The organism is Nocardioides pakistanensis (assembly GCF_054781215.1).
Genome location: NZ_BAAGUV010000014.1, coordinates 131,554 through 146,505, shown reverse-complemented (window position 1 = coordinate 146,505; position 14,952 = coordinate 131,554). Strand labels below are relative to the sequence as shown.

The window sequence follows — 14,952 nt, the reverse complement described above, 5'->3', positions numbered from 1 at the left end:
CCAACGCGCCCACGACCCCCACTACACCCTCACCATCACCCCCACCGGCGAAGCCAGGTTCAGACGACGCCCCCGCCACTGACGGGCACCGCGACTGGCCTCTGCACAGAACCCGCGAGGCGCAGCGGTGCGCGGCCCTCGATGTCAGGACCGGTCGCCATCGTCGCGGTCGAAGGTGAGCGTGAGCGTGGAGTGGTAGGCTGAGGAGGGTCCGCCCTCCTCGCGATCACGGACCGGCTCCTGGTCAGCGGGCCAGACCTCGACGGCGCGGAACGAGAAGCCGTCCTGGTCGGCGACCTCGAAGCTGAACGTCACCCCCTCCCCCGCCCAGCATCCCGCGACCGAGCCGAACCCGCACGTGAACCCGTCGTGGCCGTGGTGCTCACCGCGCCGCCTGCCGACCGGGCGGGGTGCGAGCACCAGCTCGTCCGACGCCAGCAGGTCGCGCGGTCACGTCCGGGCCGGCGACTCCCGGACCCGGACCACGATCCTCCGGTCCGCGCGGCCGTCGGCCTGGCGGACCCAGGCCTCAGACACGTCGCCGAGGTCGACGCACTCGTGGTCCACGGTGAGCTCGCCGGCCGCGGCATGCGACAGCAGCGCGGTCAGTGCCTGTGCGCGCTGGGCGGCGGTGAGCGAGTTGTTCGTGTAACCGAGGATCGCGGCCGATCGGCTGCGCAGGGTCGCCGACCCGAACGACGCGGTCGCGCCCGCCGAGCTGCCGAGGTTGACCAGCCGGCCGCCGTCGCCGACCAGCTCCAGTGCCGCGGTCGCCGGCACCCCGCACAGCGGGTCCACGACCACGTCGAGCGGACCGTCGAAGGCCTCGCCGAGCCGCTTCGTGAGCTCGCCGACCGTGTCGTCGTCACGCAGCTCCACGACCGCGTCGGCCCCGCAGGCACGCGCGCGGCCCTGCGCCGCCTCGGACCGGCAGGCGCCGACCACGCGACGGGCGCCGAGCAGCCGGGCGGCCTGTACGGCGACCTGGCCCACCACCCCGCCGGCGCCGAGGACGAGCACCTGCTCGCCGGGTTGCAGCTGGGCTCGCCAGGTCAGTGACATCCACGCCGCCACGGCCGACAGACCGAGTGCCGCCACGAGCGTGTCCTCGACGTCGGCGTCCAGCACGACGAGGTCGTCCTCGGGCACGAGCACGGCCTCGGCCATGCTGCCGTCCCCGGGCGCCATCCCGGCGTCCGTCGGGAACCACACCCGGGTGCCGGCCGGGTGGGTCGAGGACGAGGCCACGACACCGACTCCCTGCACGCCGGGGACGTAGGGCAGAGCGGGCGAGCCGAAGTACGAGGTGCCGGTGGCGCAGAGGACGTCCAGCGGGGTGATCGGCGCGGCCGTCGTACGGACCACGGCGAAGCCGTCCACAGGCCGCGGCTCGGGCCGGTCGGCGACCACCGGCGGCTGCCCGTGTCCGGTGAGCAACGCTGCGCGCATGTCAGGTGGCGATGTCGGGGTAGGGCAGCTTGAAGTGCGCCAGCCGGACGGCGTACTCCTTCTGGAACCCGAGCGGCTCGGCGTAGTCACGCTCGAACATCGCGATGAACAGCGTCAGCGTGAGGAACGGGTGCGCGCCGAGCTCGAAGAGCTTCGGGTAGTCGTGGGTGCGCAGCGCCTCGCGCTCCTCGGGCTCGAAGCGGAGCCAGGTGCTCGACTCGCCGGTGACGCAGTTGAGGACCCGGTTGGCCTGGGTCTCCTCCCACCAGGCCACCATGCCGTCGGGGTCCTCCCGGTAGCGCTCGACGAGCTCGGGGTCGCGGTCGACGGTGAAGAGGAACTTGTCCAGCAGGTACTTGCTCACTGCGGCGCTCCATTCGGGTACCAGGTGAAGTAGGCCTCCATCGTGTGGAACAGGTCGAGGCTGTCGACGTGGTCGGCCTTGGCGTTCTCACCGGCCACGCCCATCATCAGCATGAAGTCCATGAACCCGTGCGTGGCGTTCCCCGGCGCGTGCAGGCTGTCGAGGGTCACCTCGGACAGGCAGCCCTCGAGGTCGCCGGTGGCGATCCAGTCCACCGCCTTGCGGTCGAACTCCGGGTCGGGGCCGTGCTCGCCGAACTGGCGGGGCCCGCCGAGCTCGAGCGACAGGTGGCCGGTGCCGATCACCGCGACCCGCTGGTCCGAGGGCCAGGACTCGATCGTCTCCCGGATCGTCTTGCCGAGCTCGACGAACCGCTTCGGCTGCGGCAGCGGCGGGGCGAAGATGTTGGTGTAGATCGGCACGATCGGCAGGTCCGCCTCGGGACGCAGGGTGATGATCGGGCACGTGATCGAGTGGTCGATACGCAGCTCGTTGCTGAACGCCAGGTCGAACCCGGCGTCCAGGCCTTGCCGCAGGATGTGCGCCGACAGGTCCTCCTGACCCTGGAGCAGCATCCGGGGCAGGCCGAACTCGCGCTCCTCGTTGTACCAGTTGGCGTCGTACATCGGCGCCTTGCCGACCAGGAACTGCGGCATGTTGTCCAGCCAGAGCTGGTGGAAGTGGTCGCTGCCCACCATCACCAGCACGTCCGGCCGGGCCCGGGTCAGCGTCTCGCGGAACCGCTCGATCTTGGCCACCCACTCGTCCGCGAACGGCGGCCGGTCCTCACCGGTGGCGGTGCTGGCGCGGTAGTAGAAGGGGTGGTGCGTCGACGCGATGACGGCGACGATCTCGGCCATGAGGGCTCCTTCCTCGGTTCAGGCCTGGCGGGGTGAGTCGGAGGGATCGACCTCGGGGTCGACGTACGTGGCGTTGCGGTCGACCGACAGGTAGACGTCCATCCCGATCGGGCGGCGGGTCTCCTCGGCGAGCTGGCCGAGCAACCCGGCCGCGCGGGCCAGCAGCGCGAAGCCGCGCAGCAGCTCCACGGGCAGTCCGAGATCGGCGAGTGCCGCGCCGCAGACGCCGGCACCGTTGAGCGGCAGCCGGCGGCCGAGCACCTGCTCGTGCACCCTGCCGATCGCCTCGAACAACCGCAGGTGCGGACCCTTCAGCCCCTCCTCGTCGGCGATCGTCATCAGCCGCGGCGTGCGCGGGTCGCGCTCCTTGTGCACGGGGTGGCCGAGGCCGGGCACGAACCGCTTGGCCGCCTTCGCCTCGCGTACGGCGGTCAGGGCCAGCCGGTCCCAGGCGGCATCGTCGTCGAGCTTCTCGGGAAGCTCGGCACGGTGCTCCTCGAGCACCGCCGCGAGGAACATGCCGCAGTCCTCGGTGACCCCGAGGAACCGGGACCCGCCGCCGAGCAGACCGGCCGCGAGCGCGCCCTGCAAGGAGTCCGGCGCGGACAGGTAGGTGAGCCGGGCCGCGATCGCCGTGGGGGTGAAGCCGTGGTCAGCCAGCGCCACCAGGACCGACTCGAAGACCCGCACCTGTGACGGGGTGGGGCGTCGCTGGGTGACCAGCCAGAACGCCAGCTCGCCGAAGCCCACCTCACCCATCAGGTCGGAGGCCAGGTCCTTGCCCAGCAACGAGATCGTCTCGGCGTCCGACGTGCCGAGGGAGGTGGGGTAGGGAGACTGCTGTGGCGTCAACTGTTGCTCCGGTGTCGTACGTGGTCGGGGTCGGTGTCATACGTGGTCGGGGTCGGTGTCGCGAGTGGTCCTGCGGGGCTCGGCCAGCCAGGCGCGCAGCTGCTCGCCGTGCTCGTCGAGCGCAGGTGGCGGCAGGTCGTAGCGCTGCGGGGTCCTCGAGAACGTGATCGGGTTGCGGATCGAGGGCATCGCCGCCTCCCCCTCTCCGGCCATCACGACCGGGTCGAGGCCGAGCTCCTCGGCGAAGGCGACGCCCTCGTCGACGGTGTTGATCGGACCGCAGGCGACGCCGGCCGCGAGGAGCTCGTGGAACCAGTCCATCCGGCCTCGGGTGCGGAGCCGGTCCACGAGCAGCGGCCGCAGCTGGTCGCGGTTGGCGGTCCGGTCCTGGTTGCGCGCGAACCGCGGGTCGTCGACCAGCTCGGGGACCCCGAGGACCTTGCACAGGTTGGCGAACTGCCCGTCGTTGCCCGCGGTGATGATCAGCTCGCCGTCGGCAGTGGGCAGCGGCTCGTAGGGGAACAGGCTGGGGTGTGAGTTGCCCATCCGGAACGGCACCTCGCCGCCGGCGACGTACGCACTGGCCTGGTTGACCAGACCGGAGAGCGCGGTCGAGAGCAGGTTCACCTCGACGTGCTGGCCGGCGCCGGACTCCGAGCGGTGCCGCAACGCGGCGAGGATGCCGATGGTGGCCTGCATCCCCGACATCACGTCGAACACGGAGATCCCGGCGCGGTACGGCTCTCCGTCGGGGTCGCCGGTGAGGCTCATCAGCCCCGAGATCGCCTGGACGATCAGGTCGTAACCGGGCAGCGCCGCGCCGCCGCCGGAGCCGAAGCCGCTGATCGAGGCGTAGACGACGCCGGGGTTGCCGGCGGCGACGCTGTCGTAGTCCAGGCCGAACTTGCTCAGGCCGCCCGGCTTGAAGTTCTCGATCACGATGTCGGCCCGGGCGGCGAGCTCGCGCGCCAGCTCGAGGTCGCCGGGGTCCTTGAAGTCCAGCGCGACGGACTGCTTGTTGCGGTTGATCGCCAGGTAGTACGTCGACACCTCGCCCCGCGTCGGAGGCATCCAGGTCCGGGTGTCGTCACCGGCGGGACTCTCGACCTTCACCACCTCGGCGCCCATGTCGGCCAGCAGCATGCTGGCGTAGGGCCCGGCGAGGATCCGGGAGAAGTCAGCGACGAGGAGCCCGGCCAGGGGGCCGCCCGACGTGGTCTGCTGGTCCATTCCCAACCCTTCGTCCGCACACCGGACACCTGTCCGTCAATGCGACGTCTGGGTCTGCCGACGGGCGGGTGTCAAGACCCTTCCTGCCGGTCAGCGCGGCGCGACGGCGACCACCGCGTGCGGCACCGACCCGCGCAGCGCGAAGTCGGCGCTGACCCGGCTGGCGGCCTGCAGCAGCAGCGGAAGGTACTCCTCGCGCAGGGTCTCCACCGAGGTCTCGGCCGCGTGCACGGTGACGTTCATCGCCGCCACCACCCGGCCCGCACCGTCGCGCAACGGCACCGCCACCGAGCGGATCCCCGAGGCGAGCTGCTCGTCGGTGAGCGCCCAGCCCTGAGCCCGTACCTCCCGCAGCACCTGGTCCAGCTCGGCCCGGTCCGGCTGCCAGCGCGGCTCGACGCCGGCCCGGCTCGGCTCGGCGAGGACCTTGTCGAGCTCGTCGGCCTCCAGGCCGGCCAGGAGCACCTTGCCCAGCGACGTCGAGGGTGCGGGGAACCTGGTGCCGATCTGCACGGCCAGCGCGATCAGCTTCGGCACGGCCACCCGAGCGACATACACGATGTCGGAACCGTCGAGCTGCGCGATCGAGCTGGACTCGTGGGTCCTGGAGACCAGCTCCTCCATGTGCGGGCGGGCGACGTCCCACAGGCCCAGCGCCTGGACGTAGGTCAGCCCGAGCTCGAGCACCCGCGGGGTCAGCGTGTAGCCGCCGCCGGAGGCCCGCACGTAGCCGAGCATCTCCAGGGTGCGCAGGATCCGGCGGGCCGTGGGGCGCGCGAGGTCGGCCGCGGCGGCGACCTCGCTGAGGCTCATCACTGGTCTGGACGGGTCGAAGGCCTTGATCACGTCGAACCCGCGCGCGATCGACTCGACGAAGTCGGGGTCGCTGTCGCGTCGCGGCATGGTCACTCCTGCGCTGCTGTAAAGGGGTTCGGCGCGCCGAGCCCGCGCCGGCGTACCCGTGAGCCTAGTCCTCTGCCCGCCTCGACGGACAGCGCGCCGCGAACCAGGGCGGGACGGGTTCGAGGTCGACCCTTGACAGAGCGTGAGCGGCGTCACAGGCTGTCCCTCACCAGCAACGACCGCTCTGCGGACAGTCGTCCGCTCAGTTCGGTCGTCAGATCGAGGCGGAGGAGACGCATGACCAGCGGCAGCGCGCACGAGGGTTTCGAACCGGGTCGACCGGTTGTCCTGCGTAACGGGACGGTGCTCACCATGGACGACCGGCGCACCGTGCTCACCGGCGCCGACGTCCTCGTCGTCGGAGACCGGGTCGAGGCGGTCGGGACGGGTCTGACCGTGCCCGAGGGCACCGTGGAGATCGACGCCACCGACGGCATCGTCATGCCCGGCATGGTCGACACCCACCGGCACATGTGGCAGACCGCGATGCGCGGGTACGGCGCCGACTGGACGCTGACCCAGTACTTCGTCTGGTACTACCTCGAGCACGGCAAGGTCTTCCGGCCCCAGGACATCCACGCCGGCAACCTGCTGTCGGCCGTGGAGGCGCTCGACGCGGGCGTGACCACCAGCGTGGACTGGTCGCACGGGCTGCAGACCACCGAGCACGCCGACGCCGCCGTCGACGCGCTCGAGGCCGTGCCGGGTCGGTTCGTGCTCGCCTACGGCAACATCCAGGCCGGCCCGTGGGAGTGGTCGACCAAGCCGGAGTTCCGCTCGTTCGTCGAGCGCCGTTTCGGCGGCAGCGACATGCTCGGCTTCCAGATGGCCTTCGACGTCACCGGCGACCCGTCCTTCCCCGAGCGGGCCGCCTTCGAGGTCGCCCGCGAGCTCGGTGCCACGGTCACCACCCACGCCGGCGTGTGGGGCGCGACCAACGACGAGGGCATCCGGCTGATGTACGAGAACGGGTTCATGACGCCGGGCACCGTCTACGTCCACGCCGCGACGCTCAACGCCGACTCCTACAACCGGATCGCGGCCACCGGCGGCTCGGTGTCGGTCTCCACCGACAGCGAGCAGAGCTGCGGCCAGGGCTACCCGCCCACCTGGATCCTGCGCTCCCACGACATCCCGGTCTCGCTGTCGATGGACACCAGCGTCTGGTGGAGCGGCGACCTGTTCACCGCGATGCGCTCCACGCTCGGCGCGGACCGGTCGCGCGAGCACCTCGAGGCGCACGCCAAGGGCGAGACGGTCACCAACTGTCACCTGCGCGCCGACCAGGTCGTGGAGTGGGCCACCCGTGGCGGCGCCAAGGCCCTGGGCATGGACGACCGGATCGGCAGCCTCGAGCCGGGCAAGAAGGCCGACGTGGTGCTGATCAAGAACGGCAGCTCCCCGGTGATGTTCCCGATGCTCAACCCCTACGGCCACGTGGCCTTCCAGGCACAGCGTGGCGACGTGCACACGGTGATCGTCGACGGCCGCGTCGTGAAGCACGACCACCGGCTGCTCGACGTCGACCTGGCCGCCGTACGACGGAGCGTGGAGGAGACCGTCGAGCACCTGCAGAGCACGCTCGGCGAGGAGGCCTGGAAGCAGGGGATGAACCCGGAGATCCCCGAGACCAAGGTGCTCGACAACCCCTACACCTACACGGAGTACCGCTCCGACTCCACCCACCAGGCCACCCCCGCCGGCGCCTGAGGAGGAGTCCACGATGCCCGAGCGTCACGTACCCGTCCTGGTCGTCGGCGGAAGCCTGGTCGGCCTCACCACCTCCGCCCTGCTCGCGCGGCACGGCGTCGAGCACCTGCTCGTGGAGAGCCACGCCGGCACCGCGATCCACCCCCGGGCGGCGTCCTTCCACCAGGGCACCATGGAGGTGTTCCGCTCACTCGGGATGCAGCAGCAGATCGAGGAGGCGGCCGCCGCCGAGTTCGTGCAGAACGGCGCGATCATCGCGGTGGAGAGCCTGGCCGGCAAGGAGCTGCAGTACTTCTACCGGTCGTTCAACGACGGGGTCGAGGGACTCAGCCCGACCGACCGGCTGTTCATCACCCAGGTCGGCCTGGAACCGCTGATCCGGCAGCGCGCCGCCGAGCTCGGCGCCGAGCACCTGTTCGCCACCGAGCTGGTCTCCTTCGAGGAGCGCGAGGACCATGTCGCCGCGGTGATCCGCCCTCGTGGGGGCCGACCCGAGCAGCAGGTCACCGCCGACTACCTGGTCGCCGCGGACGGGGCGCACAGCAAGGTGCGGACCCAGCTGGGCATCCCCAGCTCGGGCCGCGGCGGCTTCGCCGACTGCGTGACGATCTACTTCAAGTCCGACGTGCGCGCCCTGCTCGGCGACCGCAACCTCAGCGTGGTCTACGTCAACCACCCCGAGCTGCTCGGGTTCTTCCGGTTCTCGTTCACCGGTGACTCCGGCTTCCTGGCGGTGTTCTCCACCCGTGGCCAGGACGGGGAGCGGGACACCCGCGTCGGCGAGGACGTGTCCACCGAGCGCTGCCTCGACCTGGTCCGCACCGCGCTCGGCTGCGCCGCCGACCACCCGGTCAGCATCGAGACCGTGCAGCGCTGGACCGCGGGCGCGGCGACCGCGGCGAGCTTCCGCAGCGGACGGGTCTTCCTGGTCGGCGACGCCGCTCACGTGATGCCGCCGACCGGGGGCTTCGGCGGCAACACCGGGGTCGCGGACGCGGCGAACCTCGCCTGGAAGCTGGCCCTGGTCAGCCGTGGCCTGGCAGGACCTGCGCTCCTGGACAGCTACGACGCCGAGCGCCGACCGATGGCCGCGCTCACCGTGGAGCAGGCCTACACCCGCTACGTCCTGCGCGTGGACCCCACGCTCCCCCGCGACGGGCTGGCCGAGCCGCTCGACGACGCCTCGATCGAGCTCGGAGCGACCTACCGCTCCGGTGCCGTGCGAGCCGCCGAGCCGCCGCCGGCTTCCCTCGACGACCCGCGGCTGCGTGCCTGGACGGTCGGGGCCCGGATGCCGCACCTGCCGCTGCCCGACGGGGCCGCGTCGACCCTCGACCTGGTCGACGGCTCCTTCGCGCTGCTGGTCGACGACCGGCTCGACGACTGGACCGCCGCCGCGGCCGAGGCAGAGCGCGACCTCGGGATCCGGGTGCCGGTGCACGCGGTTCCCGCGCCCCCGGCCGCCCCCTCCGCCTCCGGGACCGGCGGGACCGGCGCTGCGCTCGTCCGACCCGACCGCATCGTGGCCTGGAAGCCCACAGTGGCTGCCGAACCGGGTGCCGCTGTGCTTCGCGAGAGCCTCGCGGCACTCCTCGCACAGCCCACCGGCGCGGCGAGGGCCGACCGCATCGCGACATGATGGGGCCATGTGGCCCGGCGATGCGGAGTCCCTCCTCGCGGTCCAGCGCGAGCTGGCTGCGTCGTCGCCCGAGCCATGGGTGGTGCCGGGCCGTCCGCTCCTGGTCGGTGGCTGCTGGGTCTGCTTCCCCGAGGGCCTGACCGGTCCGGGCGACGCAGGGGACCCAGCCTGGGCCGCGGCCGTGGTGATGCGTGAGGGCGCCGTCGTGGCGCATCGGGTGCGGACCGGCGTCACCGGCACCGCCTACGAGCCGGGCCTGCTCGCGCTGCGGATGGGCCACCTGCTCGAGGCCGTGGTGCGCGCCCTCGACGCAGCTCCGGACGTGCTGCTCCTCGACGCGACGGGCCGGGACCATCCTCGCCGCGCCGGTCTCGCGCTGCACCTCGGGGCGGTGCTCGACCTGCCCACGGTCGGCATCACCCACCGGCCCCTGCTCGCCGAGGGTGACTGGCCGGCCGACGTCGAGGGCGCGACGGCACCGCTGCGGGTCGGCGAGGAGCACGTCGCCTCCTGGCTGCGCACGCGCGCCGGCGTCCGGCCGCTGGTGGTGCATCCGGGCTGGCGGGTCGACGTCGCGACCGCCGTCGAGGTGGTCACGCGCGTGGTCCGTGGCCGCCGTACCCCCGAGCCGTTGCGGCAGGCGCGCCACCTCGCCCGGCTCGCACGGCAGGAGGAGAAGCCTGGCTGACCAACGCTGCGCCCGCTGCCGACCGGAGCGGCTCCTAGGATGACGCCATGCACGCGGACGAGGTGGCAGCAGGAGATCCGGAGCGGATCGCGGCCCGGCTGGCCGAGGAGTTCGCCTCGCGACACGGGCGGGAACCGCTGGGCTGCTTCGCGGCGCCGGGCCGGGTGAACCTGATCGGCGAGCACATCGACTACAACCTCGGACGTTGCCTGCCGTTCGCGCTGCCCCACGCCACCTACGCGGCCGTGGCGCGGCGCGACGACAGCGCGATCACCGTGGCGAGCCGGCAGATGGACGGCGCCTGGCGCGGCGGGCTGGGTGACCTCCGGCCCGGCAGCGTCGACGGCTGGGTCGCCTACGTCGCCGGCGTGGCCTGGGCGATGCGCGAGGCCGGGATCGGCGTACCCGGCGTGGACCTCGTCGTCGACAGCCGCGTGCCCGTCGGCGCGGGGCTGTCCAGCTCCGCGGCGCTCGAGTGCTCGGTGGCGTTGGCGCTCTGCGCCGCAGCCGGGGTCGAGGTCACCGAGGAGGTACGCCGCATCCTGCTGCCCGCCTGCATCCGCGCCGAGACCGACATGGTCGGCGTCCCCACCGGCGGCCTGGACCAGAGCGTCTCGCTGTTCGCGACGACCGGTCACGCCCTGCTGGTGGACTTCCTCGACGGGTCGATGCGGCAGGTGCCGTGGGACCCCACCGCCCACGGCCTCGACCTGCTGGTCGTCGACACCCGCGCCGAGCACTCGCTCGCCGAGAGCGGCTACGAGGACCGGCGGCGTGCCTGCGAGGAGGCGGCCGGCCTGCTGGGTGTCGAGTCGCTGCGCCACGTCGAGGACCGCGACGGCGCGCTCGCGCGCCTGCCCGAGCGGCTGCGGCCCCGGACCCGGCACGTCTTCTCCGAGATGGCGCGGGTCGACGAGGCGGTGCGGCAGCTCGAGGCCGACGACTACGCCGCCCTCGGTCGCACTCTCCTTGCCGGCCACGAGTCGCTGCGGGCCGACTACGAGGTCTCCTGTGACGAGCTCGACCTGGTCGTGGACACGGCTCGGCAGCACGGTGCTCTCGGCGCCCGGATGACCGGCGGCGGGTTCGGCGGCTCGGCGATCGCGCTCGTCCCGGCCGCCGAGACCGAGGCCGTCGCTGCTGCCGTCACCGAGGCTTTCGCCGCGAAGGGCTGGCGCGCGCCGCAGGTGCTCCGCGCCCCCGCCAGCGACGGCGCCCGCCGCCTGAGGTAGCGCAGCGCAGGCCTCAGGAGGGTGAGCTCACCTGAACCGTTGTGACCTGAACCGTTGTGACGGCGCCCGCTCAGGCGGCGCACAGGTGCGATCGAGAGGCAATCAGCCCAGCGCGGACTCGCGGGCCCGGTCCAGCGCCAGCAGCACGACCCCGCGCAGCGCTGCGTCCACGCCGAGCGCACCGTCGACCACGTCTGGCGCGGGTCCGTGCACGGCCCGGTCACGCAGGACACCGACGAGCGCGCGACGCAGGCCGGGCGGCGCGACCGCCAGCGACCCGGAGAGCACGACCAGCCGCGGGGCCGTGATCGCGGTGAGCCACGACGCGGCCGTGCCCAGCACCCGGCCGGCCTCGGCGACGGCGGCGGTCACTGCGGTGCCGTCCAGCTCGCCGAGGAGGGCGTACGTCGACACACCGGCCCGCCGCGGCAGCCGCCGGCCCGTCGCGGACTCCACTGCCCGTCGTACCGCCGGGCCGGAGGTGAGCGTCTCGACGCAGCCCCGCCGACCGCACCCGCACCGGGTGGTGGCGCCGGGCCAGGCGCAGTGTCCGAGCTCGCCGGCCGTGCCGTCGGCGCCGTCGACGAGCCGGCCGCCCTCGATCACGGCCGCGCCGACGCCCTCGTCCTCGAAGAGCAGCACCACGTCGTCCTCGTCGGTGGCCACGCCTTCGCGTTGCTCGGCAATCAGGGAGGCCTGCGCCGCGCCGCGCACGATCACCGGGGCGCTCACGCCGAGTGCTGCCAGCCGCTCCTCGACCAGCTCGCGGACCGGCACGTCGCGCCAACCGAGGTTGGGCGCCAGCGCACACACCCCGGACCGGGGCTGGACCAGCCCGGTGACGCTCACGCCGACCGCCCGCAGCCGGCCTGGCCCGCCCAGCTGCTCGAGCTCCGAGGCCAGGACGGCGATCACGCCGTCGAGCACGTCACCAGCCGGCCGCCTGCGCGAGGACCGGCTCGACGGCGGGACCTCCCGGACCACCACCGGCGCGCCGAGGGCGTCGGCGACCATCACCCGGGTGCGTCCGACACCGAGCTCCAGTCCGGCGACGAAGGCCCGGTCCGCGGCGTACTCCACCAGCACCGCCGGCCGACCGCCGCGACGCTCGACGGCCCCGAGGCCCACCTCGCGAGCGACCCCTTCGGCGATCAGGCTCGCCACGATCGTGGAGACCGTCTGCTTCGCCAGGCCGGTCTCCCGGGCCAGTGCCGGGCGGGTGGTGGGACCGCTGCGGCGCAGCTCGTCGACCACCAGACGTGTGTTCGCCTCGCGCAGTGCTCCGGACCCTTGACCGCCCACGGCGGGAAGCGTAGCGTCAGGTTCGTCCAAGACCTGGACGAACCCCCGGCGTCCCGGGACCTGCCAGACCTCGAAAGGACTCCGCGATGACCGACCTCCGACCCACCCCTGAGGACAAGTTCACGTTCGGGCTCTGGACCGTGGGCTGGCAGGCCCGCGACCCGTTCGGCGACGCCACCCGCGCGCACGTCGACCCGGTCGAGACCGTGCACCGGCTCGCCGACCTCGGCGCCTACGGCGTCACCTTCCACGACGACGACCTGGTGCCGTTCGGCTCCGACGCGACCGCGCGCGAGGAGCACATCAAGCGGTTCCGCTCGGCGCTGGAGGAGACCGGCCTGAAGGTGCCGATGATGACCACCAACCTGTTCACCCACCCGGTGTTCAAGGACGGCGCCTTCACCAGCAACGACCGAGACGTACGCCGCTACGCGCTGCGCAAGACGATGCGCAACCTCGACCTCGCCGCCGAGCTCGGGGCGCACACCTACGTGTTCTGGGGTGGCCGTGAGGGCTCCGAGACCGACGCCGGCAAGGACGTGCACGCCGCGCTCGACCGCTACCGCGAAGGCCTCGACCTGCTCGCGCAGTACGTCAAGGACCGCGGCTACGGCCTGCGCTTCGCGCTCGAGCCCAAGCCCAACGAGCCCCGCGGCGACATCCTGCTGCCCACCATCGGCCACGCGCTCGGGTTCATCTCCACCCTCGAGCACAGCGACATGGTCGGGCTGAACCCCGAGGTCGGCCACGAGCAGATGGCCGGGCTGAACTTCGTGCACGGCATCGCGCAGGCGCTGTGGCAGGGCAAGCTGTTCCACATCGACCTCAACGGCCAGCACGGCCCGAAGTTCGACCAGGACCTGGTCTTCGGCCACGGCGACCTGCTCAGCGCCTTCTTCCTCGTCGACCTCCTCGAGCACGGCACCCCCGGCGGCGGGCCCGCGTACGACGGGCCGCGGCACTTCGACTACAAGCCGCTGCGCACCGAGGACATGACCGGCGTGTGGGCCTCCGCCGAGGCCAACATGCGGACCTACCTGCTGCTCAAGGAGCGCGCGAAGGCGTTCCGGGCCGACCCCGAGGTCCGGGCCGCGATCGAGGCGAGCAAGGTGCTCGAGCTGGCGCAGCCCACGCTGGCCGCCGACGAGAGCTACGACGACCTGCTCGCGGACCGGAGCGCCTTCGAGGACTTCGACGCCGACGCCCACGCGGTCGCCGGCTACGGCTTCGTACACCTCTCCCAGCTCGCGATCGAGCACCTCATGGGTGCCCGGTGAGCGGTCGGTGAGCCCCGGCACGCTCGTCGCCGGCGTCGACACCTCGACCCAGTCCTGCAAGGTCGTGGTGCGCGACGCCGGCACCGGCGATCTCGTCCGGCAGGGCCGGGCCACCCATCCCGACGGGACCGAGGTCGACCCGGCCGCGTGGTGGTCCGCGCTGCAGGAGGCCGTCGCCGAGGCCGGCGGCCTCGACGACGTGGCGGCTGTGGCCGTCGGCGGCCAGCAGCACGGGATGGTCGCGCTCGACGAGGACGGCGAGGTGGTCCGCCCGGCGCTGCTGTGGAACGACACCCGCTCCGCACGGGCGGCCGAGGACCTGATCGAGGAGCTCGGCGGCGGTGAGGCCGGCCGCACGGCATGGGCCGACGCGGTGGGCCTGGTGCCGGTCGCGTCGTTCACCGTGACGAAGCTGCGGTGGCTGGCGCAGCACGAGCCGGACAACGCCCGTCGTACCGCCGCCGTGTGCCTGCCGCACGACTGGCTCAGCTGGCGGCTCGCCGGCGCACCCGGCCTCGACGCGCTGCGCACCGACCGCGGCGACGCCAGCGGCACCGGCTACTGGTCGGCCGAGACCGGGAAGTACCGTCCGGACCTGCTCGAGCTCGCCTTCGGCCGCACCCTCGCAGTCCCCGAGGTGCTCGGCCCGCACGACGAGGCGGGGCGCACCACCGGCGGCGCCGTCCTCGGCCCCGGCACCGGCGACAACGCCGCCGCGGCACTGGGGCTCGGCGCCGAGCCGGGCGACGTCGTGGTCTCGATCGGCACCTCCGGGGTCGTCTCGGTGGTCTCCGAGGTGCCGGTGCGCGACCCCAGCGGCACCGTGGCCGGCTTCGCGGACGCCACCGGCCGCTTCCTGCCGCTATCGGCGACGCTCAACGGCGCCCGGGTCCTGGACGCGACCGCGCGGCTTCTCGGGGTCGACCACGCCGGCCTGTCCGACCTCGCGCTGTCGGCACCCGCCGGCTCCGGCGGCCTGGTGCTGGTGCCCTACCTCGAGGGCGAGCGCACCCCGAACCGGCCCGACGCCACCGGCTCCCTGCACGGGATGACCCTCTCGACCAGCACTCCGGCCCACCTCGCCCGGGCCACGGTCGAAGGCCTGCTGTGCGGGCTCGCCGACGCGCTCGACGTGACCGAGGCGCTCGGCGCCGAGATCCGGCGAGTGATCCTCATCGGCGGCGGGGCGCGGTCTGCTGCGGTCCAGCAGATCGCGCCCACGGTCTTCGGCCGGCCGGTGGTGCTGCCGTCGCCGAGCGAGTACGTCGCCGACGGCGCTGCGCGACAAGCGGCCTGGGTGCTCTCGGGCAAGGCCGAGCCCCCCGCCTGGGCCCAGGCCGCCGCGCAGGTCCTGGAGGCAGATCCCGCACCCGGAGTGCGGGAGCGGTACGCCGAGGCACGTGACCGCGTCCTCGACCGCCTCGGGAGCTGACCCCGGGGCCAGAC

General features: G+C 73.0%; 14 protein-coding genes. 6 read left to right on the top strand and 8 right to left on the bottom strand.

Annotated elements, in window-relative coordinates:
- Window positions 1-144: 144 nt before the first annotated feature.
- The 7 genes from ACYVIH_RS06990 to ACYVIH_RS06960 all read right to left on the bottom strand — a co-directional run bounded on the left by ACYVIH_RS06990 (window position 145) and on the right by ACYVIH_RS06960 (window position 5,658).
- Window positions 145-420 (bottom strand): hypothetical protein, encoded by a 276-nt coding sequence (locus tag ACYVIH_RS06990; protein ID WP_460867541.1) that lies wholly within the window; start codon window positions 418-420, stop codon window positions 145-147.
- Window positions 421-450: 30 nt separating this feature from the next.
- Window positions 451-1,449 carry a quinone oxidoreductase family protein gene (locus ACYVIH_RS06985; RefSeq protein ID WP_460867538.1) on the bottom strand — a complete coding sequence of 333 codons (999 nt, stop codon included), beginning with the start codon at window positions 1,447-1,449 and terminating at the stop codon, window positions 451-453.
- 1 nt (window position 1,450) lies between these two features.
- Complete coding sequence (locus ACYVIH_RS06980) at window positions 1,451-1,813, bottom strand: hypothetical protein (protein WP_460867535.1); 363 nt, start codon at window positions 1,811-1,813, stop codon at window positions 1,451-1,453.
- Window positions 1,810-2,673, bottom strand: coding sequence for a DODA-type extradiol aromatic ring-opening family dioxygenase (locus ACYVIH_RS06975; protein WP_460867533.1), 864 nt, complete (start codon window positions 2,671-2,673; stop codon window positions 1,810-1,812). Before ACYVIH_RS06975 ends, ACYVIH_RS06980 begins: the two co-directional genes overlap by 4 nt.
- Window positions 2,674-2,691: 18 nt before the next feature.
- Window positions 2,692-3,525: a citryl-CoA lyase gene (locus tag ACYVIH_RS06970; protein WP_460867532.1), complete on the bottom strand. Its 834-nt coding sequence runs from the start codon at window positions 3,523-3,525 to the stop codon at window positions 2,692-2,694.
- Between the two features lie 36 nt (window positions 3,526-3,561).
- Window positions 3,562-4,755: a CaiB/BaiF CoA transferase family protein gene (locus ACYVIH_RS06965; protein WP_460867530.1), complete on the bottom strand. Its 1,194-nt coding sequence runs from the start codon at window positions 4,753-4,755 to the stop codon at window positions 3,562-3,564.
- Window positions 4,756-4,845: 90 nt separating this feature from the next.
- Window positions 4,846-5,658, bottom strand: a complete 813-nt coding sequence (locus ACYVIH_RS06960) for an IclR family transcriptional regulator domain-containing protein (RefSeq protein ID WP_460867527.1) — start codon at window positions 5,656-5,658, stop codon at window positions 4,846-4,848.
- A gap of 237 nt (window positions 5,659-5,895) precedes the next feature.
- Here ACYVIH_RS06960 and ACYVIH_RS06955 point away from each other — a divergent pair, with 237 nt between their 5' ends.
- Genes ACYVIH_RS06955 through galK form a run of 4 tightly spaced genes read left to right on the top strand, consistent with a single transcriptional unit; the run spans window position 5,896 to window position 10,927 of the window.
- Window positions 5,896-7,368 carry an amidohydrolase family protein gene (locus ACYVIH_RS06955; protein ID WP_460867525.1) on the top strand — a complete coding sequence of 491 codons (1,473 nt, stop codon included), beginning with the start codon at window positions 5,896-5,898 and terminating at the stop codon, window positions 7,366-7,368.
- A 13-nt stretch (window positions 7,369-7,381) separates the two neighbouring features.
- Window positions 7,382-9,007 carry an FAD-dependent monooxygenase gene (locus ACYVIH_RS06950; protein ID WP_460867523.1) on the top strand — a complete coding sequence of 542 codons (1,626 nt, stop codon included), beginning with the start codon at window positions 7,382-7,384 and terminating at the stop codon, window positions 9,005-9,007.
- Window positions 9,008-9,014: 7 nt separating this feature from the next.
- A complete protein-coding gene (locus tag ACYVIH_RS06945; protein ID WP_460867520.1) occupies window positions 9,015-9,695 on the top strand; it encodes an endonuclease V in 681 nt (226 codons plus the stop codon).
- 47 nt (window positions 9,696-9,742) lie between these two features.
- The gene (galK, locus tag ACYVIH_RS06940; protein WP_460867518.1) at window positions 9,743-10,927 is read left to right on the top strand and encodes a galactokinase; all 1,185 of its coding nucleotides are present in this window, start codon (window positions 9,743-9,745) and stop codon (window positions 10,925-10,927) included.
- A 102-nt stretch (window positions 10,928-11,029) separates the two neighbouring features.
- On the opposite strand, the gene ACYVIH_RS06935 is transcribed toward galK, so the two are convergent.
- Complete coding sequence (locus ACYVIH_RS06935) at window positions 11,030-12,229, bottom strand: ROK family protein (RefSeq protein WP_460867516.1); 1,200 nt, start codon at window positions 12,227-12,229, stop codon at window positions 11,030-11,032.
- Window positions 12,230-12,315: 86 nt separating this feature from the next.
- On the opposite strand from ACYVIH_RS06935, the gene xylA reads away from it, so the two are divergent.
- The gene (xylA, locus tag ACYVIH_RS06930) at window positions 12,316-13,506 is read left to right on the top strand and encodes a xylose isomerase (RefSeq protein WP_460867514.1); all 1,191 of its coding nucleotides are present in this window, start codon (window positions 12,316-12,318) and stop codon (window positions 13,504-13,506) included.
- Window positions 13,507-13,513: 7 nt separating this feature from the next.
- On the top strand, window positions 13,514-14,938 hold the full coding sequence (xylB, locus tag ACYVIH_RS06925) for a xylulokinase (RefSeq protein ID WP_460867511.1): 1,425 nt from the start codon (window positions 13,514-13,516) through the stop codon (window positions 14,936-14,938).
- Window positions 14,939-14,952: the final 14 nt, after the last annotated feature.

Coding starts and splice junctions, on each gene's coding strand:
- galK (WP_460867518.1), top strand. CDS start 9,743: ATGCACGCGGACGAGGTGGCAGCAGGAGATCCGGAGCGGATCGCGGCC.
- ACYVIH_RS06965 (WP_460867530.1), bottom strand. CDS start 4,755: ATGGACCAGCAGACCACGTCGGGCGGCCCCCTGGCCGGGCTCCTCGTC.
- ACYVIH_RS06960 (WP_460867527.1), bottom strand. CDS start 5,658: ATGCCGCGACGCGACAGCGACCCCGACTTCGTCGAGTCGATCGCGCGC.
- ACYVIH_RS06955 (WP_460867525.1), top strand. CDS start 5,896: ATGACCAGCGGCAGCGCGCACGAGGGTTTCGAACCGGGTCGACCGGTT.
- ACYVIH_RS06950 (WP_460867523.1), top strand. CDS start 7,382: ATGCCCGAGCGTCACGTACCCGTCCTGGTCGTCGGCGGAAGCCTGGTC.
- ACYVIH_RS06985 (WP_460867538.1), bottom strand. CDS start 1,449: ATGCGCGCAGCGTTGCTCACCGGACACGGGCAGCCGCCGGTGGTCGCC.
- ACYVIH_RS06945 (WP_460867520.1), top strand. CDS start 9,015: ATGTGGCCCGGCGATGCGGAGTCCCTCCTCGCGGTCCAGCGCGAGCTG.
- xylA (WP_460867514.1), top strand. CDS start 12,316: ATGACCGACCTCCGACCCACCCCTGAGGACAAGTTCACGTTCGGGCTC.
- ACYVIH_RS06975 (WP_460867533.1), bottom strand. CDS start 2,673: ATGGCCGAGATCGTCGCCGTCATCGCGTCGACGCACCACCCCTTCTAC.